The organism is Citrobacter sp. 506, from assembly GCF_050434985.1.
In the GTDB taxonomy this organism is placed as follows: Bacteria; Pseudomonadota; Gammaproteobacteria; order Enterobacterales; family Enterobacteriaceae; genus Citrobacter; species Citrobacter braakii.
On the sequence record NZ_JBNDJN010000006.1, the window covers coordinates 76,772 to 103,656 of the forward strand.

General features: G+C 53.3%; 21 protein-coding genes, 1 pseudogene and 1 CRISPR repeat array (1 of these 23 cut by a window edge). Of the genes and pseudogenes, 16 read left to right on the forward strand and 6 right to left on the reverse strand.

Going from position 1 to position 26,885, the window contains the following annotated elements; genetic code table 11:
* Positions 1 to 37 precede the first annotated feature (37 nt).
* Both ABIE10_RS20105 and ABIE10_RS20110 read right to left on the reverse strand, forming a co-directional pair.
* Positions 38 to 1,516, reverse strand: a complete 1,479-nt coding sequence (locus tag ABIE10_RS20105) for an FGGY-family carbohydrate kinase (protein ID WP_429156849.1) — start codon at positions 1,514 to 1,516, stop codon at positions 38 to 40.
* Between the two features lie 26 nt (positions 1,517 to 1,542).
* Complete coding sequence (locus ABIE10_RS20110) at positions 1,543 to 2,841, reverse strand: MFS transporter (protein ID WP_103284164.1); 1,299 nt, start codon at positions 2,839 to 2,841, stop codon at positions 1,543 to 1,545.
* A 319-nt stretch (positions 2,842 to 3,160) separates the two neighbouring features.
* Here ABIE10_RS20110 and ABIE10_RS20115 point away from each other — a divergent pair, with 319 nt between their 5' ends.
* From ABIE10_RS20115 to ABIE10_RS20135, 5 genes and pseudogenes are all read left to right on the forward strand, one after another.
* The gene (locus ABIE10_RS20115) at positions 3,161 to 3,946 is read left to right on the forward strand and encodes an SDR family oxidoreductase (protein WP_016154226.1); all 786 of its coding nucleotides are present in this window, start codon (positions 3,161 to 3,163) and stop codon (positions 3,944 to 3,946) included.
* Positions 3,947 to 4,005: 59 nt separating this feature from the next.
* On the forward strand, positions 4,006 to 5,460 hold the full coding sequence (locus ABIE10_RS20120) for an FAD-binding oxidoreductase (protein WP_016157342.1): 1,455 nt from the start codon (positions 4,006 to 4,008) through the stop codon (positions 5,458 to 5,460).
* 45 nt (positions 5,461 to 5,505) lie between these two features.
* A pseudogene (locus ABIE10_RS20125) lies at positions 5,506 to 6,864 on the forward strand (MFS transporter); the annotation flags it as partial.
* The gene (locus ABIE10_RS20130) at positions 6,842 to 7,624 is read left to right on the forward strand and encodes an electron transfer flavoprotein subunit beta/FixA family protein (protein ID WP_131405288.1); all 783 of its coding nucleotides are present in this window, start codon (positions 6,842 to 6,844) and stop codon (positions 7,622 to 7,624) included. The pseudogene ABIE10_RS20125 and the gene ABIE10_RS20130, both read left to right, overlap by 23 nt.
* Positions 7,621 to 8,475: an electron transfer flavoprotein subunit alpha/FixB family protein gene (locus ABIE10_RS20135; RefSeq protein ID WP_429156852.1), complete on the forward strand. Its 855-nt coding sequence runs from the start codon at positions 7,621 to 7,623 to the stop codon at positions 8,473 to 8,475. Before ABIE10_RS20130 ends, ABIE10_RS20135 begins: the two co-directional genes overlap by 4 nt.
* A gap of 50 nt (positions 8,476 to 8,525) precedes the next feature.
* Here ABIE10_RS20135 and ABIE10_RS20140 read toward each other — a convergent pair whose 3' ends face one another.
* The 4 genes from ABIE10_RS20140 to queD all read right to left on the reverse strand — a co-directional run bounded on the left by ABIE10_RS20140 (position 8,526) and on the right by queD (position 11,084).
* A complete protein-coding gene (locus ABIE10_RS20140) occupies positions 8,526 to 9,101 on the reverse strand; it encodes a glycerol-3-phosphate responsive antiterminator (protein WP_016157338.1) in 576 nt (191 codons plus the stop codon).
* A 16-nt stretch (positions 9,102 to 9,117) separates the two neighbouring features.
* Positions 9,118 to 9,378: a ferredoxin family protein gene (locus tag ABIE10_RS20145; protein ID WP_287110206.1), complete on the reverse strand. Its 261-nt coding sequence runs from the start codon at positions 9,376 to 9,378 to the stop codon at positions 9,118 to 9,120.
* Positions 9,369 to 10,640, reverse strand: coding sequence for an FAD-dependent oxidoreductase (locus tag ABIE10_RS20150; protein ID WP_429156855.1), 1,272 nt, complete (start codon positions 10,638 to 10,640; stop codon positions 9,369 to 9,371). The genes ABIE10_RS20145 and ABIE10_RS20150 overlap by 10 nt, the downstream gene beginning before the upstream one ends.
* A gap of 81 nt (positions 10,641 to 10,721) precedes the next feature.
* Entirely contained in the window at positions 10,722 to 11,084 is a 363-nt protein-coding gene (gene queD / locus ABIE10_RS20155; protein WP_016154218.1) for a 6-carboxytetrahydropterin synthase QueD, read from the reverse strand.
* Between the two features lie 305 nt (positions 11,085 to 11,389).
* Between queD and cysJ the strand changes: the two genes are divergently transcribed.
* The 11 genes from cysJ to cas2e all read left to right on the forward strand — a co-directional run bounded on the left by cysJ (position 11,390) and on the right by cas2e (position 24,864).
* Positions 11,390 to 13,189 (forward strand): NADPH-dependent assimilatory sulfite reductase flavoprotein subunit, encoded by a 1,800-nt coding sequence (gene cysJ, locus ABIE10_RS20160; RefSeq protein WP_429156856.1) that lies wholly within the window; start codon positions 11,390 to 11,392, stop codon positions 13,187 to 13,189.
* Positions 13,189 to 14,901, forward strand: a complete 1,713-nt coding sequence (cysI, locus tag ABIE10_RS20165) for an assimilatory sulfite reductase (NADPH) hemoprotein subunit (protein WP_016154216.1) — start codon at positions 13,189 to 13,191, stop codon at positions 14,899 to 14,901. The genes cysJ and cysI overlap by 1 nt, the downstream gene beginning before the upstream one ends.
* A gap of 83 nt (positions 14,902 to 14,984) precedes the next feature.
* Positions 14,985 to 15,719: a phosphoadenosine phosphosulfate reductase gene (cysH, locus tag ABIE10_RS20170; RefSeq protein WP_259688450.1), complete on the forward strand. Its 735-nt coding sequence runs from the start codon at positions 14,985 to 14,987 to the stop codon at positions 15,717 to 15,719.
* A gap of 222 nt (positions 15,720 to 15,941) precedes the next feature.
* A complete protein-coding gene (cas3, locus tag ABIE10_RS20175; protein WP_429156859.1) occupies positions 15,942 to 18,602 on the forward strand; it encodes a CRISPR-associated helicase Cas3' in 2,661 nt (886 codons plus the stop codon).
* A gap of 488 nt (positions 18,603 to 19,090) precedes the next feature.
* Positions 19,091 to 20,647, forward strand: a complete 1,557-nt coding sequence (gene casA, locus ABIE10_RS20180; protein WP_429156860.1) for a type I-E CRISPR-associated protein Cse1/CasA — start codon at positions 19,091 to 19,093, stop codon at positions 20,645 to 20,647.
* Entirely contained in the window at positions 20,644 to 21,198 is a 555-nt protein-coding gene (gene casB / locus ABIE10_RS20185) for a type I-E CRISPR-associated protein Cse2/CasB (protein ID WP_103766737.1), read from the forward strand. Before casA ends, casB begins: the two co-directional genes overlap by 4 nt.
* 12 nt (positions 21,199 to 21,210) lie before the next feature.
* Positions 21,211 to 22,266 (forward strand): type I-E CRISPR-associated protein Cas7/Cse4/CasC, encoded by a 1,056-nt coding sequence (gene cas7e / locus ABIE10_RS20190; RefSeq protein ID WP_235117368.1) that lies wholly within the window; start codon positions 21,211 to 21,213, stop codon positions 22,264 to 22,266.
* A gap of 9 nt (positions 22,267 to 22,275) precedes the next feature.
* Positions 22,276 to 23,004, forward strand: coding sequence for a type I-E CRISPR-associated protein Cas5/CasD (gene cas5e / locus ABIE10_RS20195; protein ID WP_200047098.1), 729 nt, complete (start codon positions 22,276 to 22,278; stop codon positions 23,002 to 23,004).
* Positions 23,004 to 23,654: a type I-E CRISPR-associated protein Cas6/Cse3/CasE gene (cas6e, locus tag ABIE10_RS20200; RefSeq protein ID WP_429156864.1), complete on the forward strand. Its 651-nt coding sequence runs from the start codon at positions 23,004 to 23,006 to the stop codon at positions 23,652 to 23,654. The genes cas5e and cas6e overlap by 1 nt, the downstream gene beginning before the upstream one ends.
* A complete protein-coding gene (gene cas1e, locus ABIE10_RS20205) occupies positions 23,651 to 24,574 on the forward strand; it encodes a type I-E CRISPR-associated endonuclease Cas1e (protein WP_049282615.1) in 924 nt (307 codons plus the stop codon). Before cas6e ends, cas1e begins: the two co-directional genes overlap by 4 nt.
* Positions 24,571 to 24,864, forward strand: a complete 294-nt coding sequence (gene cas2e / locus ABIE10_RS20210; protein ID WP_019077560.1) for a type I-E CRISPR-associated endoribonuclease Cas2e — start codon at positions 24,571 to 24,573, stop codon at positions 24,862 to 24,864. Before cas1e ends, cas2e begins: the two co-directional genes overlap by 4 nt.
* Positions 24,865 to 24,960: 96 nt before the next feature.
* Positions 24,961 to 26,885: direct repeats of the CRISPR family, unit length 29 nt; unit sequence GTGTTCCCCGCGCCAGCGGGGATAAACCG (it continues 1,342 nt past the right edge of the window).

The window sequence follows — 26,885 nt, forward strand, 5'->3', positions numbered from 1 at the left end:
CGGCCTGCATTGAGTGCTACATGCAGGCCGGATAACCTTATGCGTTAGACCAGCTCTGAATCGAATTAACGTTATCCAGGCCGCCATGCAACACTTCATACGACTTTTTCAGGATCACATCGGTGTGCTGGGTTAAATCGCGGAAAATCCCTTTGTTCAGCGCGTCATAGCGTCTGGCGTTGCTTTCTATTGGTGTGAATACATCTTTCACCCGAACCATTTTTTCTATCGCGGTCTCATAGTTCGGATAGAGACCAAGCCCTACCGCCGTGTTAATTGCCGCACCCAGGCTGGCGCAACCGTTAATGGCATTCCGTCTTGCGGGAAGATTGAACACGTCGGCAAAGATTTGCATGAATAGATCGCTGTTTGAACCGCCGCCAGTGATGATAACCTGTTTAGCGAAGTGATTCATTTCATTACACATATTGTCGTAATTGTTTTTCAGCGTCAGCGCAACGCTTTCCAGAATAGAGCGGTAAATCCAGGCGTAGTCCATGCTGGAGTCAAAGCCAATCATGATCCCACGTTTGAACGGTTCCCACGGGTTGGTCAGCCAGTCCAGGACGGTCATCAGGCCATTACAACCGGGTGGTACGCTGGCCGCTTTCTTGTTCAGTAAATCTTCCGGCGACAGATCCTGCGCTTTCGCATCCTGGGTTAGTGATTCCCCCAACATATCCCTCAGCCAACTGACCGTCCACATTCCTTTGCGAATGCCATAGCCTTCGTAGAGTAGCGTTTGCGGAATCGAAGACATAATTGGCCAATAAGCGACTGGATCTTTGGGCAGCGCTTTGCCGTTCATCATCAGGGCGATATAGGTGCCTAATGAGATCACCGCAGTTTCGTCGTCCAGCAATCCTGCGCCCAGGGCCTCTACCGGTTTGTCGCTGGTGGTGCAAACCACCGGTAATCCTGCCGGGAAGCTGGTCGCTTTCGCCGCAGCATCCGTCAGGTGCCCGAGCACGGTTCCCGGCATCTGCACCTCGAACAGCATCCTGCGCGGGATATTGAATTTCTTCACCACCTCCGGGTCGTCGCTCCATGTCCAGGTTTTGTAATCCACCGGCCACTGACCAAAGTAGTTGGCGATATTGTCTTTAAATTCACCGGTTAAGCGATGTGACAAATAACCTGAAAATGAGGTGACGTAAGCCACATCAGGATTGGCGTGCTCATAGGGGCGGGTGACGCGCGCGTCCTGCCAGCTGATCAATGGCGCAGCGGGCGTGCCGTCTGCTTTGAGCAATGCGCGACAGCAGCGAATGGAGCCCAGACCAATCCCGACAATGTCTTTTGGATCTCCCGCGAACTGGCTCATTAAGTCTTTGCCAGCAAAACACAATGAAGCCCATAAATCGTCGTCCGGATGCTCTGCCGTATCGGCGTCGGGAGTAAACATCGGTTGCAGGAGACCTTTTCCTTCACACACCACGTTACCTTCCAGATCGTACATCACAACCTTGGTACTTTGACTTCCGCCATCAATTCCAATGATGTATTTCTTTGACATTGTCATTCTCCTTTAATTTTCCATCTTCACTCGCCGGAGGTTTCTGCGGCCAGTGAAGTTATCTTTTCCGGTGCGGCGTTGTTGGTGCGAATTTTGCGAAACAATAAGAACGTGAAGAGGATGACCATGCACAGCGCCGCCAGTCCCATCAGCCACATATTGCGATAGGCTTGTGCCGCCGGGAGCGTATCCTGCCAGTGGCCGACAATCGGATAGACGAACACGTCGGGCAGAAAACCGATCACCGAGCAGATCCCTACGGTGGTTCCCATGATGTAAGAAGGGGTTCTGGCCTCGCCGGGACAGGCCCAGTAAAGCCCGCGCGAGGCGTAGCAGGTGAAGCCCAGCAGCAGAATCAGGCCGATCCCCATAACCACGGACTGCGGATTTGAGTTCGTCACCAGCAGGGCAATCAGCGCAGCGGCGCCGACAATTGAAAGCAGTTGTACCACGCGCGTTGGCGACTTAATTTTGCTGTAGGTGGTGATGATGCCGCCCAGCGGCCCACAGATAGCCCGGAAGATCTTGTTGATGACGATCCCCATGTAGCTCGCCGCGACCAGCGACATGCCGTACATTTCAGTCAGATAGTTGGTGGAGTAGCTGAGAATGGCGTAGATCGTAAAGACGCCAAAAATAACCATGCTGCAATACCAGGTGGTGCTGATACGCAGCACGGCGATGATATCTTTGAGCTGAAACGCCTGCTTATCCTCTTTCGCACCGTGGCTGCGGCTGTTGCCATCGTTCACGAAGAACCAGCACAAAATTCCCAACAGGATGTAAACCACGCTATAAATCAGGATCACGGCCTTCAGGCTGTTGCTGTCGTCCGGTGCGAAGCGAGAAAAGACCCACATGGTAAATACCGCCAGCGACATGACGCCGACGCCGCGCAGGCCTTCCATCCAGCCCATGATTTTCCCTTGTTCACTGTGATCCCCCAGCAGCGAGGCGGCTTTAATTGATACCGACCACAGCATCAGGATTGTCGTGATGGCAAAGGCGACCTGAATACAGAGCATGACCCACAGCGGTGGATAGGTCATCATCAGCAGACCGAGCAAGCCGGTAATTATCATGGCTGAGGTGATCATTTTGCGATGGGAGAATTTATCGGCAATAACGCCGCTGGGCGCATACAGAATAATAGCGGCAACGCCAAAGGTACTCATTATTAATCCAATTTCGGTATTGCTAAATCCCATGAATTTTGCCATGGGAATTTGATAGATATAACGTAAATAGGCTAAATCAAAACTAACGCCACCGCTGAAACTAATAATGGCGAGTGTTATCCAACGGCGATATGAGGATTGTTGCATATCGGACTCTCATTTTATGCAGACAAAAAAAAGAGAAAAGTAAACCGCCCTTTCAGGTGGATTACTTTTCTCAGGTCTCTAGTAATTGCGCTTAGAAATAACATGGAAGTGTGGGTTATAGTGTGAGAATAATCACGCTTCTTGTTTTTAGTCATCAATACAAAATGAACAAAACATCTGTGATTTTGATCACGTTAGATATTTTCTCGTTATGCTAAAAATTCATTCCAGTTACCAGAGATAATGAGAAAGGTGACTTCCCTCTAGCGGGGGAAGTTGCCTTTCTTTTTTTTTTGCCTAAAGGAATTTGGAGCCAGCTATGTCAATCGAATCTCTCAATGCATTCTCAATGAATTTTTTCTCCCTGAAAGGGAAAACGGCGATCGTAACGGGTGGCAACAGCGGTCTGGGTCAGGCTTTTGCGATGGCGCTGGCGAAAGCCGGGGCGAATCTGTTTATCCCAAGTTTTGTAAAAGATAACGGTGAAACGAAAGAAATCATTGAGAAACAGGGTGTTGAAGTTGAATTCATGCAGGTGGATATCACCGAGAAAGGTGCCCCGCAGAAGATTATTGCCGCCTGCTGCGAGCGTTTTGGCACCGTTGATATTCTGGTGAACAACGCCGGAATTTGTAAGCTGAATAAGGTACTGGACTTTGGTCGTGCGGACTGGGATCCGATGATTGACGTCAACCTGACGGCGGCGTTTGAACTGAGCTACGAAGCGGCAAAAATTATGATTCCGCAAAACAGCGGTAAAATTATAAATATCTGTTCTTTGTTCTCTTATCTTGGTGGTCAGTGGTCTCCGGCTTATTCAGCAACTAAACATGCGCTTGCCGGTTTTACCAAGGCGTATTGCGATGAATTGGGGCAATATAATATTCAGGTTAACGGTATTGCCCCAGGATATTATGCAACGGATATTACGCTGGCTACGCGCAGCAATCCGGAAACAAATCAGCGCGTACTGGATCATATCCCGGCCAATCGTTGGGGCGATACCCAGGATTTAATGGGGGCCGCGATATTCCTTGCCAGTCAGGCTTCTAATTATGTTAACGGTCATTTACTGGTCGTCGATGGCGGTTATTTAGTTCGCTAATCTCTACCTATAGTTTCTGTATTATTAATTGTTCTGCTAATTATCAGGAAGGAATAGTTATGCCTTTATCTCGCGAAGCGATTGTTGACCAGTTAAAAGAAATTGTTGGGTCCGAACGCGTAATTACCGATGAAACGGTATTAAAGAAAAACAGTATTGACCGCTTTCGTAAATATGCCGATATTCACGGTATTTATACACTACCCATTCCGGCGGCAGTGGTAAAACTCGGTTCGACAGAGCAGGTTTCCCGCGTTCTGGCGTTTATGAACCAACATAAAATCAATGGGGTTCCGCGTACCGGCGCATCCGCGACGGAAGGGGGGCTGGAAACGGTGGTTAAAGACTCCGTGGTGCTGGACGGGGCTGGGATGAACCAGATCCTGAGCATTGATATTGAAAATATGCAGGCGACCGCTCAATGCGGCGTTCCGCTTGAGATTCTGGAAAATGCATTGCGCGAAAAAGGATATACCACCGGGCATTCGCCGCAGTCTAAGCCGCTGGCGCAGATGGGCGGCCTGGTTGCAACCCGCAGCATCGGGCAGTTCTCCACTCTTTACGGTGCCATTGAAGATATGGTCGTGGGGCTGGAGGCGGTGCTGCCGGACGGCACGGTAACCCGCATCAAGAACGTGCCACGCCGGGCTGCCGGGCCGGACATTCGCCACATCATCATTGGGAACGAAGGCGCGCTGTGCTATATCACTGAAGTGACGGTGAAAATCTTCAAGTTCACGCCGGAAAATAACCTTTTTTACGGCTACATTCTGGACGATATGAAAATCGGTTTCGACATCCTGCGTGAAGTGATGGTGGAAGGCTACCGTCCTTCGATTGCACGCCTGTATGACGCCGAGGATGGCACCCAGCACTTCACTCATTTTGCTGACGGGAAATGCGTGTTGATCTTCATGGCTGAGGGCAATCCGCGAATGGCGCAAGCCACTGGCGAGGGCATTGCGGAGATCGTCGCGCGTTATCCACAGTGTAAGCGTGTGGACAGCAAGCTGATTGAGAACTGGTTTAACCATCTGAACTGGGGCCCGGAAAAAGTGGCTGCTGAACGCGTGCAGATCCTGAAAACCGGCAATATGGGCTTTACGACGGAAGTTTCCGGCAGCTGGAGCTGCATCCATCAAATTTACGAAAACGTGATCCATCGTATCCGCACTGAGTTCCCACACGCGGATGACATCACCATGCTGGGCGGTCACTCTTCCCATAGTTATATCAACGGTACCAACATGTACTTTGTGTATGACTACAACGTGGTGGACTGCAAGCCGGAAGAGGAGATTGATAAGTACCACAACCCGCTTAACAAGATTATTTGCGAAGAGACGATCCGTCTTGGCGGCTCAATGGTGCATCACCACGGCATCGGCAAGCATCGTGTTCACTGGAGCAAGTTGGAACATGGCAGCGCGTGGCCGCTGCTGGAAGGTCTGAAACGTCAGTTTGATCCAAACGGCATTATGAACACGGGAACGATCTACCCGATTGAGAAATAAACATCAGCTGGCTTCCTGATCGGGAAGCCACAATTTTACCGGACAGGGGTAGAAATGAACACTTCACCGGTGCGAATGGACGATTTACCGCTTAACGGTTTTCACTGTCGTATTGCCGCCTTGACCTTTGGTGCTCACCTTACCGACGGCTATGTTCTTGGCGTTGTCGGCTATGCCATTATTCAGTTAACACCTGCCATGCAGCTCACACCGTTTATGGCCGGGATTATTGGCGGCTCGGCGCTGCTCGGGTTGTTTCTCGGTAGCCTGGTGTTGGGCTGGATTTCAGACCATATCGGTCGACAGAAAATTTTTACCTTCAGCTTTGTGCTGATCACCATCGCCTCTTTTTTACAGCTTTTCGCCACTTCGCCAGAGCAGCTCATTGTGTTACGTATTCTGATTGGGATTGGGCTGGGAGGCGATTATTCCGTAGGGCACACTCTGTTGGCCGAATTTTCTCCACGACGACATCGGGGAGTGTTACTGGGGGCGTTCAGCGTGGTATGGACCATCGGCTATGTGCTGGCAAGCCTGGCGGGACACCACTTTATTACCGAAAGCCCGGATGCCTGGCGCTGGCTGCTGGCGTCGGCGGCGCTGCCTGCACTATTGATTACCCTGCTTCGCTGGGGGACGCCGGAATCTCCCCGCTGGCTGCTGCGCCAGGGGCGTTTCGCCGAAGCCCATGCCATTGTTCACCGCTATCTTGGGCCGCACGTATTGCTCGGCGACGAGGTTTCTGCGGCGTCCGGGAAACATATCAAAACGCTCTTTTCCCCCCTCTACTGGCGGCGAACCGCGTTTAACAGCGTGTTTTTTGTTTGTCTGGTGATCCCGTGGTTTGTTATCTACACCTGGCTGCCCACGATTGCCGGGACCCTCGGCCTGGAGGATGCGCTCACCGCCAGCCTGCTGCTGAATGCGTTGTTAATCGTTGGCGCATTGCTGGGGTTGGTATTGACACATCTGCTGGCGCACCGTCGGTTTCTGCTTGGGAGTTTTTTTCTGTTGGCTGCCACGCTGGTGGTGATGGCTTTTCTGCCGTCCGGTAGCTCGTTAACGCTGCTGCTTTTTGTCCTGTTCAGCACCACAATTTCTGCGGTCAGTAATCTGGTAGGGATCCTGCCTGCTGAAAGCTTCCCGACGGATATCCGCTCGCTGGGCGTGGGTTTTGCGACGTCGATGAGCAGACTTGGCGCGGCAATCAGCACCGGCCTGCTGCCCTGGACGCTGGCGCAATGGGGGATGCAGGTCACGCTGCTGCTGCTGGCTGGCGTGCTCCTCATTGGATTTATGGTGACATGGCTATGGGCACCGGAAACGAAGGCATTGCCGCTGGTGGCGGCCGGAAGCGTGGAGAAAAGACAGGGAGGATCACATGAACATTCTGTTCGCGTTTAAGGCCGAACCAGACTCCGGCATGTTGGCGGAAAAAGACTGGCTGGCGGCGACGGAAGATACCCGTGGCCCGGACACCGCGCTGCTGCGCTGTTCTCCTGGTGCCGATGAGCAGGCGGCTGCGGCATTACTGCTGGCGCAACGTCGTGAAGGTTGTGATATGACGTTAACCGCGCTAAGCATTAGCGATGAGCGTGCGATTCATTGGTTGCGCTATTTTGCTGCGCTGGGTTTTGATAAGCCGGTGTTGCTGGAAACGACGGCGGATCTGCGCTTTGCGCCGGAATTCATTGCCCGGCAAATAACTGACTGGCAGCGTCATCACGGCGCGGATTTGATTATCACTGGCTGTCAGAGTAGCGAAGGGCAGAACGGGCAAACGCCATTTTTGATGGCTGAAATGTTGGCCTGGCCCTGCTTTACCCAGGTGGAGCGTTTTACGCTGACGCCGCCTTTTGTTGTTGTCGAGCAACGAACGGCTACCGGGTTGCGCCGCTGCCGGGTGCGGCTTCCGGCAGTGATTGCCGTCAGGCAATGTGGTGAAGTTGCGCTTCCCGTCCCCGGAATGCGTCAGCGTCTGGCGGCGGCAAAAGCGGAGATTGTGCGCCAGCCAGCCTCTTATGATGTCCCCCCGTATGTGCAATGTCAGAAGCTGGTACGACCGGCGCAGCGGTGCAGCGCCACGATTATCGACGGCGCGACGGCGCAGGAAAAAGCCCGGATATTGTGGAATGATTATTTGCGCCAGAGGATGCAGCCATGAAGATCGTTGTGATTACGGAATCGGGTGAATGCGCTGCACTGGCAGGCTGGATTGCAGAAAACGCGCTTAATGCAGCAGAACTGGAACGCTGGACTCTCGACCCGATGCCGGACGTGGCGGAGCAGGTGCTGGACGCGCTGGCGGCGCAGTGGTTGCTGACGCCAGCCGACATCCTGATTTTTCCGGCGGGTGCGCTGGGGGATGAGCTTGCGACGCGGCTGGCCTGGCGTCTGCATGGCGGCAGCGTTTGCCAGGTGCAGACGCTGGATGCGCAACAGGGGCTGGTGACGAAATCCCACTGGGGGAATGCGCTGACGGCCCGGCTACAAATTACCGCGCGTCCCTTGTGCCTTTCACTGGCGCGACAACCGGAAACGAGCGCGTCGGGCAACGCGCTGCCAGCGATGGTGGAGCGCCGGATTGCCTCCACCACACCTCCGGGCTGGCTGGATAGCGTAGAAAGCATCGACCGTGTTACAGCTCATCCTTTGTTGCAGGCCGGGCGTGTGCTGGTGGTAGGGCAGGGAAGAAGTGACGCCGATGCCGAAAAAATTACCGCTCTCGGTAAGGTGCTTGGTGCCGAAGTGGGCTACAGCCGTGCACGGGTGATGAATGGCGGCTTTGATGCTGAGCGCGTGATTGGCATCTCAGGTCATCTGCTTGCGCCGGATGTCTGCATTGTGGCGGGAGCGTCCGGCGCGGCGGCGCTAATGGCCGGGGTTCGTCAGAGCCGGTTCGTCGTGGCGATAAACAGTGACGCCAGAGCGCCGGTCTTCTCACAGGCGGATGTCGGCATTGTGGATGACTGGCTGCCGGTGCTGGAGGCGTTGGCAGCCATCGCAGAAAATTAATCCAGGGGGAGGCCGGATCAGGTGTTTACACCGCTATCCGGCGGCTCGGGTTAATGCAGCTTTTTCGCTAACGTCCAGACGTCGGTGTTGGTAGTTGAAAGCGCCGCCACACCGGCTTTCATCGCATTGCGGGCGTCCTCTTCATCGCAAACCAGACCACCGGCAATCAACGGCTGGCGTATTTTTTCCGTCACCCATCCCAGCACTTTTGGCATGCATCCCGGCAGGATTTCAATACAGTCCGGGTTTGACTGTGCGACCTGCTTATCAATGTTGTGAAAGGAGATGGAGTCGACGATAAACAGGCGATGAATACAGAAAAAGCCCTCTGCCCGCGCCGCTTTCAGCATCGACGCTTTGGTACTGATGATGCCGTCGGCCTCGGTGACCAGCTTCAGAAACTGGATCACCACCTCTTTATTGGACGCGCCCTCCAGCAGATCAACGTGGATAAATGCGTACTTACCGGCATTTTTAATCTTCTTCACGATATGGCTGATGGTGCAGATATTACCGTACAAAACAGAAATGAACTGGCATTCGGAATCGATGGCTAATTGCAGGCTGGCGTTGTCTTTCACCGCGGCAATGACCGGATTCTGGCGGAGCAGGTGTAACAGGGGCATAAATTATCCTATTAAATTATCCAAATCGGTAAGTGATGCCAAAGCCGGACGCGGGGTAGCGCCACTGTTGCAGCGTTTTTTCATCACACAGCAGTCGACAGGTGCCGCACTCCAGGCAGCCGCGAAAGTTGACCCGTAGCTCACCTTCCGCCGTAAGAGAAAACAGTCCGGCGGGGCAGGACGTAATCAACCGTTCTGCCGTTTCGCTGTCAATAACGGTCGCAGGAACGATATGTGAAATGTCGGCGGGACGCCAGACGTTACGGGCTACAGACATCGTAAGCTCTTGATGATATCGCCTGCCAGATGACGCAGGCCGTGACGACGAAACTGACGCCAGACAATCTGGCGCAGCGGGGCTACCGGGCGGTCGCCCTGATGCCAGATTTCGCGCGAGACCGACTCCATCAGCATGGGCCATTGGCGATACCATCCGGGGCGCTGGAGCAACGCTGGAACATCCCGGTAACGTTGTAGAACGCCCCACAGCAGGCTGTGCTGGATGTCGTGGTGATAAGCCGGAAACAGGTTTTGCGGCTCGCGTTTCCGGCAGGCGTTAATCAATGTTTGCGCCGCCGCCTGAGCGCCAATGAGCGCCATATCCATGCCGCGAACGGAGAAACCGGTATTCACACAACTGCGCAGCGCATCGCCCACCAGCAGCCAGCCTTCTCCGGCGTACTGTACGGGCAGGCTGTGCAGGCCTCCTTCTGGTACCAGATGTGCGCCATATTCCAGCGTTTCACTGCCCCTGAGCAGCGGATGTAACGCCGGATGCGTCTTGAGCCGCTCCAGCAGTTCAGTCGCTGGGATATCGCTCTGTGCCAAAGAGGAGAGCGGACAAACCACGCCCAGAGAGAGCGTATCTTGATTGGTATAGAGAAACGCGCCGCCGGGAAGCTCGCCACAAATATTGCCACTAAACAGCATTGCCGCGCCTTCGTCATTGGATAAGCGGAAACGTTCCTCAAGTAACGATTTATCCAGCGCCAAAGTCTCTTTAATGCCTAATGCCATTGCGGCTGTCGAGGGACGCGGCAGGAATCCGTAGCGCTCGGCCAGTACGCTGTTTGCCCCTTCCGCCAGTACCACATAACGGGCGCGCAGCGTCTCGTTATCGGCAATGACGCCGCAGATTCTGCCCTCTTCGATATGGAGCGCCTCGACCGTCACACCGCTGATAAACTGTACGCCTTCGGCCTCGGCCTGGGCGACAAACCACGGGTCGAAGCGGGCGCGCAGCAGGCTCCATGAGTCTCCATCCGGTTGCAGGCTGGAGTACGTCGTTGCGCCATCGCGAGTTAACAGCGAGAGATTTTCCTGGGTAATTCGGCGTTCAAGTGGGGCTGAATGTTGGAAGTGGGGAAGAAGTTCACCGAGCGCGTGAGTATACAGACGCCCGCCGGAAAGGTTTTTACTGCCGGGAAGCTCGCCGCGTTCAATAAGCAAAACTGACAGTCCTGCTCGCACGCAGCGTAAAGCACAAGCGGTGCCCGCTATCCCTGCACCGATAATAATAATATCGAAATCGTCAGACATGTTGTGCTCCAGATATCCAGAGCACATAACCCTAACAGAGTGTTAGTTAAGGAAAATTGACCGTTGCCACAGACGATACAATCATTCCCCGCGATACACGCAGCCTGCTGTGCAGGTCTCTTTTACCATTACGGCACTCAGCAGAGGGACAACCGGTTTAACCTGATCCCAAATCCATTTGGCCAGAACTTCACTAGTTGGGTTTTCTAAGCCGGGAATATCGTTCAGATAGTAGTGATCGAGTCTGTTGTAAGTTGGCTTAAACGCGGCTTTTAACTCAGAAAAATCCATGATCCAACCGGTATGCGGATCGACTTCACCGGTAATTTCAAGACGCACCATAAATGAGTGACCATGCAGGCGGCCACACTTATGCCCTTCCGGTACATGCGGCAGGCGGTGAGCGGCTTCGAAGGTGAAATCTTTAAACAAGGTGGTGGACATTTTTTACTCTCAAGAATGCGAAAAACCGCCGTAGGGTACCGTAAAGAGCGAATTTTATCATTAGTTAAAAGGGCGCTGAGTATCAGAACGACCGATTCATGATGGTAATATTTAATAATTATTGATATGTCATATAGTTATCCAATCTGTTTTGCTGTTAATAACTATAACTAAAACAGGTTAGTTCATTTGGTTATTTGTTATTTCTATCCCTTCTTTAATTGTTACTATCCCCGCCGTTAACCTTATCTTCAGTTTGGGTTTTATTGCTGAAATCCGCTTTGCTTACTGGAACATGACAACGCATGACGACACAGGCCCCACCTTCCGCTCTGCTACCGCTAAACCCGGAGCAACTGGCACGCCTTCAGGCGGCCACGACCGATTTCACTCCCGCACAGCTTGCGTGGGTTTCTGGCTATTTTTGGGGCGTGCTGAATCAGCAGCCAGGCAGCAATGCGGCGACTCCTGCGCCTGCTGCTGAAATGCCTGGCATTACGCTTATCTCCGCCTCGCAAACCGGTAATGCGCGTCGTGTGGCGGAAGCCCTGCGCGATGATCTGATCGCTGCAAAGCTCAACGTCACTCTCATCAATGCTGGCGACTATAAATTCAAACAAATCGCCAATGAGAAATTGCTGATCGTAGTGGCGTCGACGCAAGGGGAAGGTGAACCGGCGGAAGAAGCCGTAGCGTTGCATAAATTCCTGTTCTCGAAAAAAGCGCCGAAGCTCGATAACACCGCTTTTGCCGTGTTTGGTCTTGGTGACACTTCTTACGAGTTTTTCTGTCAGTCAGGAAAAGACTTCGATGCAAAACTGGCTGAGCTGGGCGGTGAACGCTTGCTTGACCGCGTGGATGCCGACGTCGAATACCAGGGCGCGGCAGCCGAATGGCGTGCCCGTCTGGTTGATGTCCTGAAAGCGCGTGCCCCTGCGGCATCGTCTGTGCAAATTGCTGCGAGCGGTGCGGTAAATGAAGTACACACCAGCCCGTACACCAAAGAAGCGCCGCTGACGGCATCGCTTGCGGTGAATCAGAAAATCACCGGTCGCGACTCGGAAAAAGATGTGCGCCATATTGAAATCGATCTCGGCGATTCCGGCCTGCGCTACCAGCCGGGCGATGCCTTAGGAGTCTGGTATCAGAACGATCCTGAGCTGGTCAAAGAGCTGGTTGAATTGCTGTGGCTGAAAGGAGATGAACCGGTCACGGTTGACGGCAAAACCCTGTCGCTCACCGAAGCGCTGCAGTGGCATTTCGAGCTGACGGTTAACACCGGCAATATCGTTGAGAACTATGCCACTTTAACCCGTAGCGACTCTCTGCTGCCGCTGGTGGGCGACAAAGCGCAATTGCAGCATTACGCCGCAACCACGCCAATCGTCGATATGGTGCGCTTCTCCCCAGCGCAACTGGACGCCCAAACGTTGGTTGATCTTCTGCGCCCGCTGACGCCGCGTTTGTATTCTATTGCCTCTTCCCAGGCGGAAGTGGAAAGCGAAGTGCACGTCACCGTGGGCGTGGTGCGTTATGACATTGAAGGTCGTGCCCGTGCTGGTGGTGCGTCCAGTTTCCTCGCCGATCGCGTGGAAGAAGAGGGCGAAGTGCGTGTGTTCATCGAACACAACGATAACTTCCGCCTGCCGGCTAACCCGCAGACACCGGTGATTATGATTGGACCGGGCACGGGGATTGCGCCGTTCCGTGCATTCATGCAGCAGCGTGCGGCTGACGGAGCCGAAGGCAAAAACTGGCTGTTTTTTGGCAATCCACACTTTACCGAAGATTTCCTGTACCAGGTGGAATGGCAGCGTTACGTCAAAGAGGGCGTACTGAGCCGCATCGATCTTGCCTGGTCGCGCGATCAAAAAGAAAAAGTCTACGTACAAGATAAACTGCGCCAACAAGGTGCGGAACTGTGGCGCTGGATAAACGACGGTGCCCACATTTATGTCTGCGGCGACGCCAATCGCATGGCGAAAGACGTTGAGCAGGCTTTGTTGGAAGTGATTGCCGAATTCGGTTCTATGGATATCGAAGCGGCGGATGAATTTTTAAGTGAGCTGCGCATTGAGCGCCGTTATCAGCGAGATGTCTACTAATGAGCGAAAAATACCCAGGACCATTGGTGGTCGAAGGCAAGCTGTCCGACGCTGAGCGTATGAAGCTGGAAAGCAACTATCTGCGCGGTACGATTGCCGAAGATTTAAACGACGGCCTGACCGGCGGCTTCAAAGGCGACAACTTCCTGCTGATCCGTTTTCACGGTATGTACCAGCAGGATGACCGCGATATCCGCGCCGAACGAGCCGAGCAAAAGCTGGAGCCGCGTCACGCGATGCTGCTGCGCTGCCGTCTGCCGGGTGGGGTGATCACCACCAAACAGTGGCAGGCGATCGACACGTTCGCCCATGACAACACGATTTATGGCAGCATTCGTCTGACCAACCGTCAGACCTTCCAGTTTCACGGCATTCTGAAGAAGAACGTTAAGCCGGTACACCAGATGCTGCATTCGGTCGGGCTGGACGCGCTGGCGACCGCCAACGACATGAACCGTAACGTTCTGTGTACCTCTAACCCGTACGAGTCCGAGCTGCACGCCCAAGCCTATGAATGGGCGAAGAAGATCTCCGAACATCTGCTGCCGCGTACTCGCGCCTATGCAGAAATTTGGCTGGATCAGGAGAAGGTTGCGACCACCGACGAAGAGCCGATCCTCGGTCAAACCTATCTGCCGCGTAAGTTTAAAACCACGGTCGTAATCCCGCCGCAGAACGACATCGATCTGCACGCCAACGACATGAACTTCGTAGCGATTGCCGAAAACGGCAAGCTGGTGGGCTTTAACCTGCTGGTCGGCGGTGGCTTATCGATTGAGCACGGCAATAAGAAAACCTACGCCCGCACCGCGAGCGAATTCGGCTATCTGCCGCTGGAGCACACGCTGGCGGTGGCGGAAGCGGTTGTTACCACGCAGCGCGACTGGGGTAATCGTACCGATCGTAAAAACGCCAAAACCAAATACACGCTTGAACGCGTTGGTATCGACACGTTCAAAGAGGAAGTGGAGCGTCGTGCGGGTATTAAATTTGAGCCGATCCGCCCGTACGAGTTCACCGGTCGCGGCGATCGTATTGGTTGGGTAAAAGGGATCGACAATAACTGGCACCTGACGCTGTTTATTGAAAACGGCCGTATCCTGGATTATCCGGGCCGTCCGCTGAAAACCGGCCTGCTGGAGATCGCGAAGATCCACAAAGGGGATTTCCGCATCACCGCCAACCAGAACCTGATCATTGCTGGTGTGCCGGAAAGCCAAAAAGCGAAGATCGAGAAGCTGGCGCGCGATCACGGATTGATGAATGCGGTGAAGCCGCAGCGTGAAAACTCGATGGCCTGCGTGTCGTTCCCGACCTGTCCGCTGGCGATGGCGGAGGCCGAACGTTTCCTGCCATCGTTCACTGATAAAGTGGAAGCTATTCTCGAAAAACACGGCATTCCTGACGAGCATATCGTGATGCGCGTTACAGGTTGCCCGAACGGCTGCGGCCGCGCGATGCTGGCGGAACTGGGCCTGGTGGGTAAAGCGCCGGGGCGCTACAACGTGCACCTTGGCGGTAACCGCATGGGCACGCGCATTCCGCGTATGTATCGCGAAAATATTACGGAATCGGAAATTCTCGACTCCGTTGACGAACTGGTTGGGCGCTGGGCGAAAGAGCGCGAAGCGGGTGAAGGCTTCGGTGATTTTACGGTGCGTGCGGGCATCATTCGCCCGGTGCTCGATCCCGCCCGGGATTTCTGGGAATAAGGTGAAATTGACTTATCGGGTCTGCTGAATCTGTAGGCCTGATAAGCGCAGTGCCATCAGGCAAGGTAAACAGCGAGGAATTTATGTCCAAACTCGATCTCAACGCGTTGAACGCGCTGCCGAAGGTTGAACGCGTTATGGCGTTGGCACAAACCAACGACCAACTGGAAAAATTGAGCGCAGAGGATCGCGTGGCGTGGGCGCTGGAAAACCTGCCTGGTGAATATGTACTGTCATCAAGCTTTGGTATCCAGGCTGCAGTAAGCCTGCACCTGGTGAATCAGGTTCACCCGGATATCCCGGTGATCCTCACCGATACCGGCTATTTGTTCCCGGAAACCTACCAGTTTATTGATGAGTTAACAGACAAACTCAAGCTTAATCTGCAAGTCTACCGGGCGAAGGAGAGCGCGGCCTGGCAGGAAGCGCGCTACGGCAAACTGTGGGAGCAGGGCGTTGAAGGCATTGAGAAATACAATGAGATCAACAAAGTCGAGCCGATGAACCGCGCGCTTAAAGAACTCAATGCGCAAACCTGGTTTGCCGGTCTGCGCCGCGAGCAGTCGGGCAGCCGGGCGCATTTGCCGGTGTTGGCTATCCAGCGTGGCGTGTTTAAAGTGCTGCCGATCATCGACTGGGACAACCGTACCGTTTACCAGTACCTGCAAAAGTACGGCCTGAAATACCATCCACTGTGGGATCAGGGCTATCTGTCAGTGGGTGATACCCATACCACCCGCAAATGGGAGCCGGGTATGGCGGAAGAAGAGACGCGGTTCTTTGGATTGAAGCGCGAGTGCGGATTGCACGAAGGGTGATAAATAGCGGACACCAAATCAATAATTCTACTCCCGGCGTTGCCGGGATTTTTTTATATTTTAGCCAAGTTTGTTATTAATTATATTAAAATTCAATGTAAGTTAGAATATACATCATATTATCTAATTAATTGAATTATAAGATATATTGAGCCGTGTCACGAATTGTTTTCTGTAAATACGTAATGATACGAAGACAATTCCTGATTAGCTGGATACGCGGTGTCGATATATTTTTATTGGGGAAAAAGCCGGCAAGTTGAAAAAGATGGTGGCGACGATTACCACCTGCTGTGCTGGCATTCACTGGACGTAGCGGCAGTAGGCTACTGGATGGTGAAAAATAATCTCTACGGGCTTGCTGTTTATTTCCAGAGATTGGGAATAACGAATGTTGAGCAAGCCGCACAATTTTTTGCCTGGTTATTGTGTTGGCATGATATCGGTAAGTTTGCCAGTTCATTTCAACGGCTGTATAGCCATCCCAACCTGCCCGTTCCTTCCGAACGGCGAAAAAACTATGAATCAATCCACCACACGACGCTGGGACACTGGTTATGGAACAGTTGGTTAAGCGAGTTCCCTGAACTATTGCCGGGCTCTCCACTTTCTTCCCGCAAGTTGAAGCGGGTTATCGGTATGTGGATATCGGTGACGACAGGCCATCATGGGCGCCCGCCGCAGGGGATTCGCGAGCTGGATAATTTTCTGCCGCAGGACAAAGATGCGGCCCGGGAATTTTTAACGCGTATTAAATCGCTGTTTCCGCTGATTGATATTCCGCTATTCTGGGATGAAGACGAAGGTATTGTGTTGTTCCAGCACCTCTCATGGCCGATTTCTGCTGCGGTAGTTCTGGCGGACTGGTGTGGTTCGTCCTGCCGTTTTTTCCCTCGCATCGCCTGTTCGATGCCCATCGAAAAATACTGGCCGCTAGCGCTGGATAAAGCGAAGGCCGCGCTTGCTACGATACCGCCTCCTTCTGCGGTTGCTCCTTTCTCCGGTATTCAAACGCTTTTCCCCTTTATTCAGCAGCCCACGCCTTTACAGCAAAAGGTACTTGAGCTGGATATTGATAAAGACGCGCCGCAACTATTCATTCTGGAAGACGTAACGGGCGCAGGTAAAACCGAGGCCGCGTTAATTCTCACCCATCGATTGATGGCGGCAGGAAAAGCGCAGGGGTTGTATTTTGGATTGCCGACGATGGCAACCGCGAATGCCATGTTTGATCGCCTGTCGGAGAGCTGGCTTTCGCTGTACAGGTCGGGTTCTTGCCCCAGTCTGGTGCTGGCGCACAGTGCGCGCGGTTTAATGGACAAATTTAATCAATCAATTTGGTCGACTGAGTCGTCAGGTTCGGAGGAGCTGGATGATAAGCAGCCCTTAAGCCAGGGCTGCGCCGCCTGGTTTGCCGACAGTAATAAGAAAGCGCTGCTGGCTGAAGTGGGCGTCGGCACGCTCGATCAGGCCATGATGGCGGTGATGCCGTTTAAGCATAACAACCTGCGGTTGCTGGGCCTTAGCGACAAAATTCTGCTGGCCGATGAGATCCACGCTTACGACGCCTATATGTCGCGGATTCTGGAAAGTCTGATTGAGCATCAGGCCCGCAGCGGCAACAGTACGATCCTGCTTTCTGCCACGCTCTCACAACAGCAGCGCGATCGGCTGGTGGCCGCATTCGCGCGCGGGGCAGGAAGCCGAGCTGAAGCGCCTTTATTGAGTTATGACGATTATCCCTGGTTGACTCAGGTTATAGGGCAGGAGGTGGTTTCTCAGCATGTGGCGACGCGCAAAGAAGTTGAGCGCAGTGTTAATGTCGGTTGGCTCTATAGCGAGGAATCCTGCATCGCGCGAATTGAACGAGCGGTAAGCAAAGGCAAATGCATCACGTGGATTCGCAATTCGGTGGATGATGCCATTCGGATTTATCGCCAGCTACTCGCCAGAGGCCGTGTTCAGGCCGAACATCTCTCATTATTTCATAGCCGATTTGCTTTTTATGACCGGCAGCGGATTGAGACGCAGACATTGTCGCTATTTGGTAAAGGGGAGAGTACGCAACGTGCCGGTAAAGTTCTTATCGCCACTCAGGTGATTGAGCAGAGTCTCGACATCGATATGGACGAGATGATCTCTGATTTAGCGCCAGTGGATCTCCTGATCCAGCGAGCGGGACGGTTACAGCGCCATATCCGCTATCGCAACGGCAGAGTGAAAGGTAGTGGTCAGGATGAACGCGATGCGCCGGAACTGGTGATCCTCGCACCAGAGTGGGATGGCGCCCCGCAAGAAGATTGGTTTTCCGCTGCCATGCGTAACAGCGCCTATGTCTATCCCGATCATGGCCGCCTATGGCTGACACAGCGCGTGCTGCGGGAGCAGGGAGCCATTCGGATGCCGCAATCTGCCCGGTTGTTGATTGAGTCGGTATACGGTGAAAATGTGGTAATGCCTGACGGTTTTGCGAAAACAGAGAATGCGCAGGAAGGAAAATATTATTGCGATCGGGCGTTTGCCGCGCAGATGTTGCTGAACTTTGCACCGGGATACAGCCCTGAAAGTAGCGATTTCCTTCCGGAGAAGTTGTCGACTCGTCTGGCGGAAGAGTCCATCACGCTATGGCTGGCGAAAAGGGTTGATGGCAACGTCACCCCTTATGCCTCTGGTGCTCATCCCTGGGAGATGAGCGTGCTGCGAGTGCGCCAGAGCTGGTGGGAAAAGCATAAAGATGAGTTTGAACGGCTGGAGGGAGAGGTGCTGCAGAAATGGTGTGTGGAGCAACATCAGAATATGGAGTTTGCCGTGGTGATTGTTGTGTCGGAGGATGCAAACAGCGGCTATACGGCGAGTGAAGGATTGATTGGTAAAGTTGATTAGATTGCCCGGAACCAGATGGCTCCGGGACTTATCCCCGCTGGCGCGGGGAACGTTACAGAACTTAGCTTACAAGTTTTCCCAATAAGCGGTTCAACCCTTAATAAAGGGAACAGATCAAGTGTAGCAGGCATGTCGTAAAGTGTCTTTTGATGATTTTTATGAAGTCTTCCCTATAAGCATTTGTTTTTTGTTTTTCATGGGGTATTATCACTACAATTCTTCTGGGGATGGACTTCCGGGCCCTTCATAAGAAGATATGCCCCGAAGCCCAATCACTTTTCTCAGCTTGATAGCGTTCTTTCAGGGATTGGTTGTTTCAATAGTAAATAAGGAATCTGTCATGGAAGAAAAATCAAACCGATGCAAACGGTTGTTCTGTCGGTTGAAGATTCAGTTAGGTAATAAGCTGTCAGCAAGCTTTCAACTGTCAGTTCATTAACACTCCAGGGAACATTAGCGCTATGGATGGCGCATCGTAAGGAAAAGGTATGTTTCCAATAAATTTACTAACAACGCCCTGGCTTCCCGTGCGCTTTAATGACGGCTCGCTGGGCAAGTTGGCCCCCGCCAATCTGGCGGATGAAAACGTGGTGGATATCGCCGCAACGCGAGCTGATTTACAGGGGGCGGCCTGGCAATTTCTGCTGGGATTGCTGCAATGCAGCATTGCGCCAAAAAATAGCGCCCGCTGGGACGATATTTGGGTGGAGGGATTAACGGAAGAAACGCTTCGTGAGGCGCTGACCCCCTTAGAGCATGCCTTTCAGTTCGGTGCTGAATCGCCCTCTTTTATGCAGGATTTTGAACCGTTAAGCGGCGAAAAAGTTTCTATAGCTTCGCTGTTGCCGGAAACACCCGGGGCGCAAACCACCAAATTTAATAAAGACCATTTTATCAAACGTGGCGTCACAGAACGTTTTTGCCCGCATTGCGCGGCGTTGGCGCTATTCTCACTGCAACTCAACGCGCCATCCGGCGGTAAAGGCTATCGTACCGGTCTGCGCGGTGGTGGGCCGATGACCACGCTTATCGAGTTACAGGAGCATCAGGGTACCCGGCAAACGCCGCTGTGGCGCAAGCTGTGGCTTAACGTGATGCCGCAGGACGCCGCAGAACTTCCTCTGCCAGATTTATATGATGCGTCGATTTTTCCATGGCTCGCCGTTACGCGCACCAGCGAACAAGCCAGCGCTGTGACGACGCCGGAGCTGGTTAATAAGCTCCAGGCGTACTGGGGTATGCCGCGCCGTATCCGTCTGGATTTTGCCACCTCGCAGTCTGGTTTTTGCGATATGTGCGGCGCTGACAGCGACGAGTTACTCAGCGCGATGACCGTCAAAAACTACGGCGTTAACTATGAAGGCTGGCGACACCCGCTGACGCCGTATCGTCTGCCGATAAAAGAGAGCGATGGATTCTTTTCCGTGAAACCACAGCCTGGCGGGCTTATCTGGCGGGACTGGCTGGGGTTAAGCCAGGACAACCAGACGGACACGAATAAAGAATATCCGGCGCTGGTGGTCAAAGTGTTTAACGCTCGCAGCCTGAAGGACATAAAGGCGGGTTTGTGGGGCTTTGGGGCGGATTTCGACAATATGAAAATACGCTGCTGGTATGAACATCACTTCCCGATACTTATGACGGAAAATTTGATCCCTCATTTGCGTAAAGCCGTGCAAACGGCTACCCGACTCCTCAGCCTTTTACGTAACGCCCTAAAAGAAGCTTGGTTCGCCGATGCCAAAGGCGCGCGCGGCGACTTCAGTTTTATTGATATTGATTTCTGGAATCTGACGCAGGGACGTTTTTTGACCCTGATTCACGATCTTGAAAATGGCCAGGAGCCGGGTGACAGGCTGAATAAATGGCAAAGGGAGCTGTGGCTATTTACTCGCCGTTACTTTGACGATCGTGTCTTTACCAACCCCTATGAAGATAACGACCTGAAGCGCAGCATGATGGCACGCAAAAAATATTTTACGACATCGGCGGAAAAGCAAAGCGCAAAAACCGTCAGGGACAAAAAGCAGGAGGCTGCTGAATGAGTATTGTGAAAGAAGATCACAAAGCCAGGCTGCGCAAATGGCATGAGGAGTTGCAGGAGAAGCGCGGCGCGCGTGCCAGTCTGCGGCGCAGCATAACGGTAAACGATGCCTGTCTGTCTGAAGGATTTCGCTCCCTGCTGATGCAGACCCATACGCTGTGGAAAATTGAAGGGCAGGAGTGGCGGGTTACCGCGCTGGCGCTGGTTGCTGCACTGGGCGCAAATGTGAAAACGATTGATGAACGCCTGTGTTTTGCCGCGCAGCTTGGGCAGATGACGGGCAATAACCCGGTCATGTCGGAGAAGCGGTTTGCGATATTGTCTGCGGTAAAAACGCCGGATGAACTGCTGCGTCAGCTGCGACGTGCGGTGAAGCTGTTAAAAGGCTCTGTAAACCTGATTTCGCTGGCGGAAGATATTTTCCGCTGGTGTCAGGAATACGACGATTTGCAAAACCATCATCGCCGTCAGCAGCGACCCACCGAATTTATCCATATCCGCTGGGCGCTGGAATACTATCAGGCTGGCGAAACCGATAACGAAGAAAATTAATAGGGACTCCAAATGACAACGTTTATTCAGCTCCATTTACTGACCGCTTATCCTGCTGCCAATCTGAACCGTGACGATACCGGTGCGCCGAAAACAGTAGTGCTTGGCGGAGCAACACGTTTGCGTATTTCTTCCCAGAGTCTGAAACGCGCATGGCGCACTTCTGAATTGTTTGAGCAGGCGCTGGCCGGGAATATTGGTATTCGCAGTGGGCGTATTGCGCGTGAGGCGGCGAATATCTTGATAGAAAAAGGTATTGATCCGAAAAAAGCGGTTGAATGGGTAGAGGGTATCGCAAACTGCTTTGGCAAAGTAAAAGCAGATAAGAAAGCGAAAGATGTACTGACCAACGCCGAAACCGAGCAACTGGTGCACATTAGCCCGGCAGAGTTTGATGCGGTAATTACCCTGGCTCATCGTCTGGCAGAAGAAAAACGTGCGCCAAAAGAGGAAGAGCTGGCGCTGCTACGTAAAGATCGCATGGCCGTCGATATCGCGATGTTTGGCCGCATGCTGGCCAATAAACCAGAGTTCAATATAGAAGCAGCCTGCCAGGTTGCGCATGCCTTCGGCGTCAGCGAAACGATCGTCGAAGACGATTTCTTTACTGCCGTCGACGATTTACGCGCTTCTTCAGATGATGCGGGCGCAGGTCACTTGGGAGAAACCGGTTTTGGTTCAGCGCTGTTTTATACCTATATCTGCATCGACAAAGATCTGCTGGTGAAAAATCTCCACAGTAATGAAGAGCTGGCTAATAAAACGTTGCGGGCCTTTACCGAAGCGGCGCTGAAAGTCTCGCCAACCGGCAAACAAAACAGCTTTGCCAGTCGCGCTTATGCCTCTTGGGCGTTGGCGGAAACGGGAACCGATCAGCCTCGTTCCCTGGCTGCGGCATTTTATAATCCGATCAACGGCACCAACCAACTGGATGTGGCGGTAAAACGCATTACCGAACTGCGTGAAAATATGAAGAAAGTCTATGGTGAGCAAACCAAATCAACCCACTTTGATGTTATGCAGCAACAGGGAAGCATGAAAGACGTCCTGGACTTTATCTGCGCGTAAGGGGCGGCTATGAGCCAATATCTGGTTTTTCAGCTTCATGGGCCAATGGCTTCCTGGGGCGTCGATGCGCCCGGCGAAGTTCGCCATAGTCACGAGCTTCCCTCTCGTTCGGCATTACTGGGGCTGCTCGCGGCAGCGCTCGGTATTTGTCGTGATGAAGAGGAGCGGTTAAACGATTTCAATCAGCATTATGCTTTTCTGTTGTGTGCCAGCCAGGAACCCCGCTGGGCACGAGATTATCACACAGTCCAGATGCCAAGAGAGGTGCGTAAAGCGCGCTATTTTAGCCGCCGGGAAGAGCTGCGCGATCCTGAGTTGCTCAGTGCGCTGATTTCCCGGCGAGACTATTACACCGATGCCTGGTGGATGGTTGGCGTTGCAATGACGCCGGACGCGCCTTATTCGCTGAAGCAGATCCGGGAAGGATTGCAACATCCGGTATTTCCTCTGTATTTGGGGCGAAAAAGCTATCCGCTGGGGTTGCCGCTCGCGCCGGTACTGCTGGAAGGAAGCGCGCCGGATGTCTTACGTGAGGCATATCGTCAGTATGAGAGTAAATTCAAAGCGCTGAAACTTCCTCTGGCGAAATTACAGAATGAATGCTGGTGGGAAGGGGATCACGACGGCTTAACCGCGAATAAAATTTTGCGCCGCCGTGACAGGCCGTTGAGTCGCCAACAATGGTTGTTTGGCGAACGTTCCGTGAATCAAGGGCCATGGCTCAGCAAGGAGGAATAGTGTACCTCTCAAGAATAACGTTACATACCAGCCAGCTTTCGCCTTCACAACTGCTGCATCTGGTGGATCGTGGCGAATACGTTATGCATCAGTGGCTGTGGGATCTTTTTCCTGGTGGAAAGGATCGGCAGTTCCTTTATCGTCGTGAGGAGTTACAGGGTGCTTTTCGCTTTTTTGTTTTGTCACAGGAACGGCCAGCAGAAAGCGCGATTTTCGACGTGCAGTGCCGCTCGTTCAGCCCAGCGTTAAGCGTTGGTCAGACGTTGCGATTTAACCTGCGTGCTAATCCGACAATTTGTAAAGCAGGTAAACGTCATGATTTGCTGATGGAAGCAAAGCGCCAGGTCAAAGCGCAGATGGGTAGTCAGGACATCTGGCTCTGTCAGCAGCAGGCGGCGCTGGCGTGGCTGTCTCGCCAGGGGGAGCAACATGGATTCTCATTGTGTGAGAGTAATGTTGATGCCTATCGGCAGCAGCAGATACGGCGCGAGAAAGCCCGCCAGATGATTCAGTTCAGCAGCGTGGATTATAGTGGCGTGCTGGAGGTCAACGATCCTGAACGATTCCTGCAACGTCTGGCGGTGGGATTCGGTAAAAGCCGGGCGTTTGGCTGCGGCATGATGATGATCAAACCGGGAGATGGTGAGTGACGTTTGTCCCGCTAAGCCCGATTCCCTTAAAAGATCGTACCTCAATGATCTTCCTCCAGTATGGTCAGGTTGACGTACTGGATGGCGCGTTTGTCTTGATCGATAAAAGCGGTATTCGCACGCATATTCCGGTGGGGTCGGTAGCCTGCATTATGCTGGAGCCGGGAACGCGAGTCTCTCATGCCGCAGTGCGACTGGCATCAATAGTCGGGACATTGCTGGTGTGGGTTGGGGAAGCGGGTGTGCGCGTTTACGCTTCCGGCCAGCCCGGAGGGGCACGGGCTGACAAACTACTCTATCAGGCCAAATTAGCGCTGGATGATGATTTTCGGCTGAAAGTCGTGCGAAAAATGTATGAATTGCGTTTTCGCGAGCCGCCCCCAGCGCGTCGTTCAGTTGAACAGTTACGCGGTATTGAGGGGGCCCGTGTGCGACAGACCTATGCCCTGCTGGCAAAACAATACGGCGTAAAATGGAATGGTCGCAACTATGATCCTAAAGACTGGGAAAAAGGCGATGTAGTCAATCGATGTATTAGCGCCGCGACGTCATGTCTTTATGGGATTTCAGAAGCGGCTATCCTGGCGGCTGGCTATGCACCTGCCATTGGTTTCATTCACAGTGGTAAACCGCTTTCTTTTGTTTATGACATTGCCGATATCATTAAATTCGACTCTGTCGTGCCGAAGGCATTTGAAATTGCTGCCCGCCATCCTGTAGAGCCAGATAGAGAGGTGAGATTGGCCTGTCGCGATATATTTCGTAGTTCTAAGCTGACGAGCAAACTGATACCTCTGATTGAGGAAGTCCTTGACGCTGGCGAAATAGACCCTCCGCAGCCTGCGCCAGATATGTTGCCGCCTGCAATACCGGAACCGGAATTGTTTGGAGATGGTGGTCATAGGGGGCGTGGTGGATGAGTATGGTTGTCGTTGTAACGGAAAACGTTCCGCCGCGTCTGCGAGGGCGTCTCGCCGTCTGGCTGCTGGAAATCCGTGCGGGTGTTTACGTTGGTGATACCTCTAAGCGAATTCGGGAAATGATTTGGCACCAAATCATACAGTTGGGCGGAGCGGGAAACGTTGTGATGGCCTGGGCGACAAACACGGAGTCAGGTTTTGAGTTTCAAACCTGGGGAGAAAATCGCCGTATTCCGGTAGATTTGGATGGACTTAGACTAGTGTCTTTTCTTCCTTTTGATAATCAATAGGTTGAGTGTTCTTTAATAAAACGGAATTGTTGTTCCCAAGTTGGTAGATTGTTACTTGATGAAAATTGCAATAGAAAACAGTTATATATATTTAGTGTGTTCCCCGCGCCAGCGGGGATAAACCGGCGGGATGGAAAAAATGTCGGCAAGTTTTAAAGTGTTCCCCGCGCCAGCGGGGATAAACCGCTGTTCCAGATAGGACTCAGCAAAAATCGCATGTGTTCCCCGCGCCAGCGGGGATAAACCGGGCAACGTGAACAGCTTGATACAGACGCGTTAGTGTTCCCCGCGCCAGCGGGGATAAACCGAAGCCAGAGCTATTACGCTGCGTGCTGCGCTGGTGTTCCCCGCGCCAGCGGGGATAAACCGCTGGCAAAGCTGGTGCTGATCTCCCGATCCCCGTGTTCCCCGCGCCAGCGGGGATAAACCGCAGGCAAACGTGATTGCGGGGTTAAATCAACTGTGTTCCCCGCGCCAGCGGGGATAAACCGTCGATGCGCTTAGGGGCTGGATTAAGAAAGTAGTGTTCCCCGCGCCAGCGGGGATAAACCGTTTTTTGGAGTAAATAAAAAGTCAAGGATGGGGTGTTCCCCGCGCCAGCGGGGATAAACCGCGCGATTTCGTTATGGCTAACCGTAACAACACGTGTTCCCCGCGCCAGCGGGGATAAACCGGTCCAGCGTGGCGCGTGCAGTATCACCCACCAGTGTTCCCCGCGCCAGCGGGGATAAACCGTGTGACCTGATCGCCTCTGGCGTGACTGTTCGGTGTTCCCCGCGCCAGCGGGGATAAACCGTGGAAATCATGATCGAACAGATGAGGTATAGCGTGTTCCCCGCGCCAGCGGGGATAAACCGCCATCGCGGCGCGGTAGTCGGTCGCAGATGTAGTGTTCCCCGCGCCAGCGGGGATAAACCGAGCAATTCATAAACGAAATTGGACGGAGTGAAGTGTTCCCCGCGCCAGCGGGGATAAACCGACAGGGGTACTGGTGCAATGCACCGTCGCGAAGTGTTCCCCGCGCCAGCGGGGATAAACCGGTTCCACAGGACATTCAGGACCGATTTATACAGTGTTCCCCGCGCCAGCGGGGATAAACCGGTACGGCGCTAACTGTTTTTCTGGATCAGGTCGTGTTCCCCGCGCCAGCGGGGATAAACCGAGAAACGGCTGTTCGCCGGACAGGTCGATAATGTGTTCCCCGCGCCAGCGGGGATAAACCGAAATTGTTCCGCTGGCCGATACGCTGGTGTAAGTGTTCCCCGCGCCAGCGGGGATAAACCGTGTTCCCGTCCTGATTTTTGGCGATTTTTGTCGTGTTCCCCGCGCCAGCGGGGATAAACCGTGATTCATTGTCATATTTAAGCAATAAAATCAGTGTTCCCCGCGCCAGCGGGGATAAACCGACTTTAAAACCCTTGCTGGAGAAATTGACAAAGTGTTCCCCGCGCCAGCGGGGATAAACCGTTGCACCGGATCAACCATTACACCCGCACCCACGTGTTCCCCGCGCCAGCGGGGATAAACCGTTTGATTCGACATTCGTAGGTGTCGTAACTGTGTGTTCCCCGCGCCAGCGGGGATAAACCGACAGAGGATTCACTGAAGGGCAGCATTCGCAAGTGTTCCCCGCGCCAGCGGGGATAAACCGTAGAAACACAACCAGGGCAACGGGCGCGATTTGTGTTCCCCGCGCCAGCGGGGATAAACCGCGCTTTTTCAGCTTTCGTTTTATACGACTGTTGTGTTCCCCGCGCCAGCGGGGATAAACCCACATGTAGAAAAACGTGGGAAACGATACTTTCGTGTTCCCCGCGCCAGCGGGGATAAACCGGAGGAATAACTTTTCCACTTTCATTAATTATAGTGTTCCCCGCGCCAGCGGGGATAAACCGTTGATAGCCTGGTTAGTTGCGCGAATGTTTTGGTGTTCCCCGCGCCAGCGGGGATAAACCGGGTGGTGCAAGCCTCGTTGAGGAGGCATTGAGGTGTTCCCCGCGCCAGCGGGGATAAACCGGAAT

What these genes read in the sequence shown, in the direction of transcription:
- ABIE10_RS20145 (WP_287110206.1), bottom strand. Translation starts at nt 9,378, where the DNA reads ATGTCTGTAGCCCGTAACGTCTGGCGTCCCGCCGACATTTCACATATC.
- ABIE10_RS20105 (WP_429156849.1), bottom strand. Translation starts at nt 1,516, where the DNA reads ATGTCAAAGAAATACATCATTGGAATTGATGGCGGAAGTCAAAGTACC.
- ABIE10_RS20130 (WP_131405288.1), top strand. Translation starts at nt 6,842, where the DNA reads ATGAACATTCTGTTCGCGTTTAAGGCCGAACCAGACTCCGGCATGTTG.
- ABIE10_RS20110 (WP_103284164.1), bottom strand. Translation starts at nt 2,841, where the DNA reads ATGCAACAATCCTCATATCGCCGTTGGATAACACTCGCCATTATTAGT.
- cas2e (WP_019077560.1), top strand. Translation starts at nt 24,571, where the DNA reads ATGAGTATGGTTGTCGTTGTAACGGAAAACGTTCCGCCGCGTCTGCGA.
- cas7e (WP_235117368.1), top strand. Translation starts at nt 21,211, where the DNA reads ATGACAACGTTTATTCAGCTCCATTTACTGACCGCTTATCCTGCTGCC.
- ABIE10_RS20150 (WP_429156855.1), bottom strand. Translation starts at nt 10,640, where the DNA reads ATGTCTGACGATTTCGATATTATTATTATCGGTGCAGGGATAGCGGGC.
- casB (WP_103766737.1), top strand. Translation starts at nt 20,644, where the DNA reads ATGAGTATTGTGAAAGAAGATCACAAAGCCAGGCTGCGCAAATGGCAT.
- cysJ (WP_429156856.1), top strand. Translation starts at nt 11,390, where the DNA reads ATGACGACACAGGCCCCACCTTCCGCTCTGCTACCGCTAAACCCGGAG.
- queD (WP_016154218.1), bottom strand. Translation starts at nt 11,084, where the DNA reads ATGTCCACCACCTTGTTTAAAGATTTCACCTTCGAAGCCGCTCACCGC.
- ABIE10_RS20120 (WP_016157342.1), top strand. Translation starts at nt 4,006, where the DNA reads ATGCCTTTATCTCGCGAAGCGATTGTTGACCAGTTAAAAGAAATTGTT.
- casA (WP_429156860.1), top strand. Translation starts at nt 19,091, where the DNA reads ATGTTTCCAATAAATTTACTAACAACGCCCTGGCTTCCCGTGCGCTTT.
- cysI (WP_016154216.1), top strand. Translation starts at nt 13,189, where the DNA reads ATGAGCGAAAAATACCCAGGACCATTGGTGGTCGAAGGCAAGCTGTCC.
- cysH (WP_259688450.1), top strand. Translation starts at nt 14,985, where the DNA reads ATGTCCAAACTCGATCTCAACGCGTTGAACGCGCTGCCGAAGGTTGAA.
- ABIE10_RS20115 (WP_016154226.1), top strand. Translation starts at nt 3,161, where the DNA reads ATGTCAATCGAATCTCTCAATGCATTCTCAATGAATTTTTTCTCCCTG.
- ABIE10_RS20135 (WP_429156852.1), top strand. Translation starts at nt 7,621, where the DNA reads ATGAAGATCGTTGTGATTACGGAATCGGGTGAATGCGCTGCACTGGCA.
- ABIE10_RS20140 (WP_016157338.1), bottom strand. Translation starts at nt 9,101, where the DNA reads ATGCCCCTGTTACACCTGCTCCGCCAGAATCCGGTCATTGCCGCGGTG.
- cas5e (WP_200047098.1), top strand. Translation starts at nt 22,276, where the DNA reads ATGAGCCAATATCTGGTTTTTCAGCTTCATGGGCCAATGGCTTCCTGG.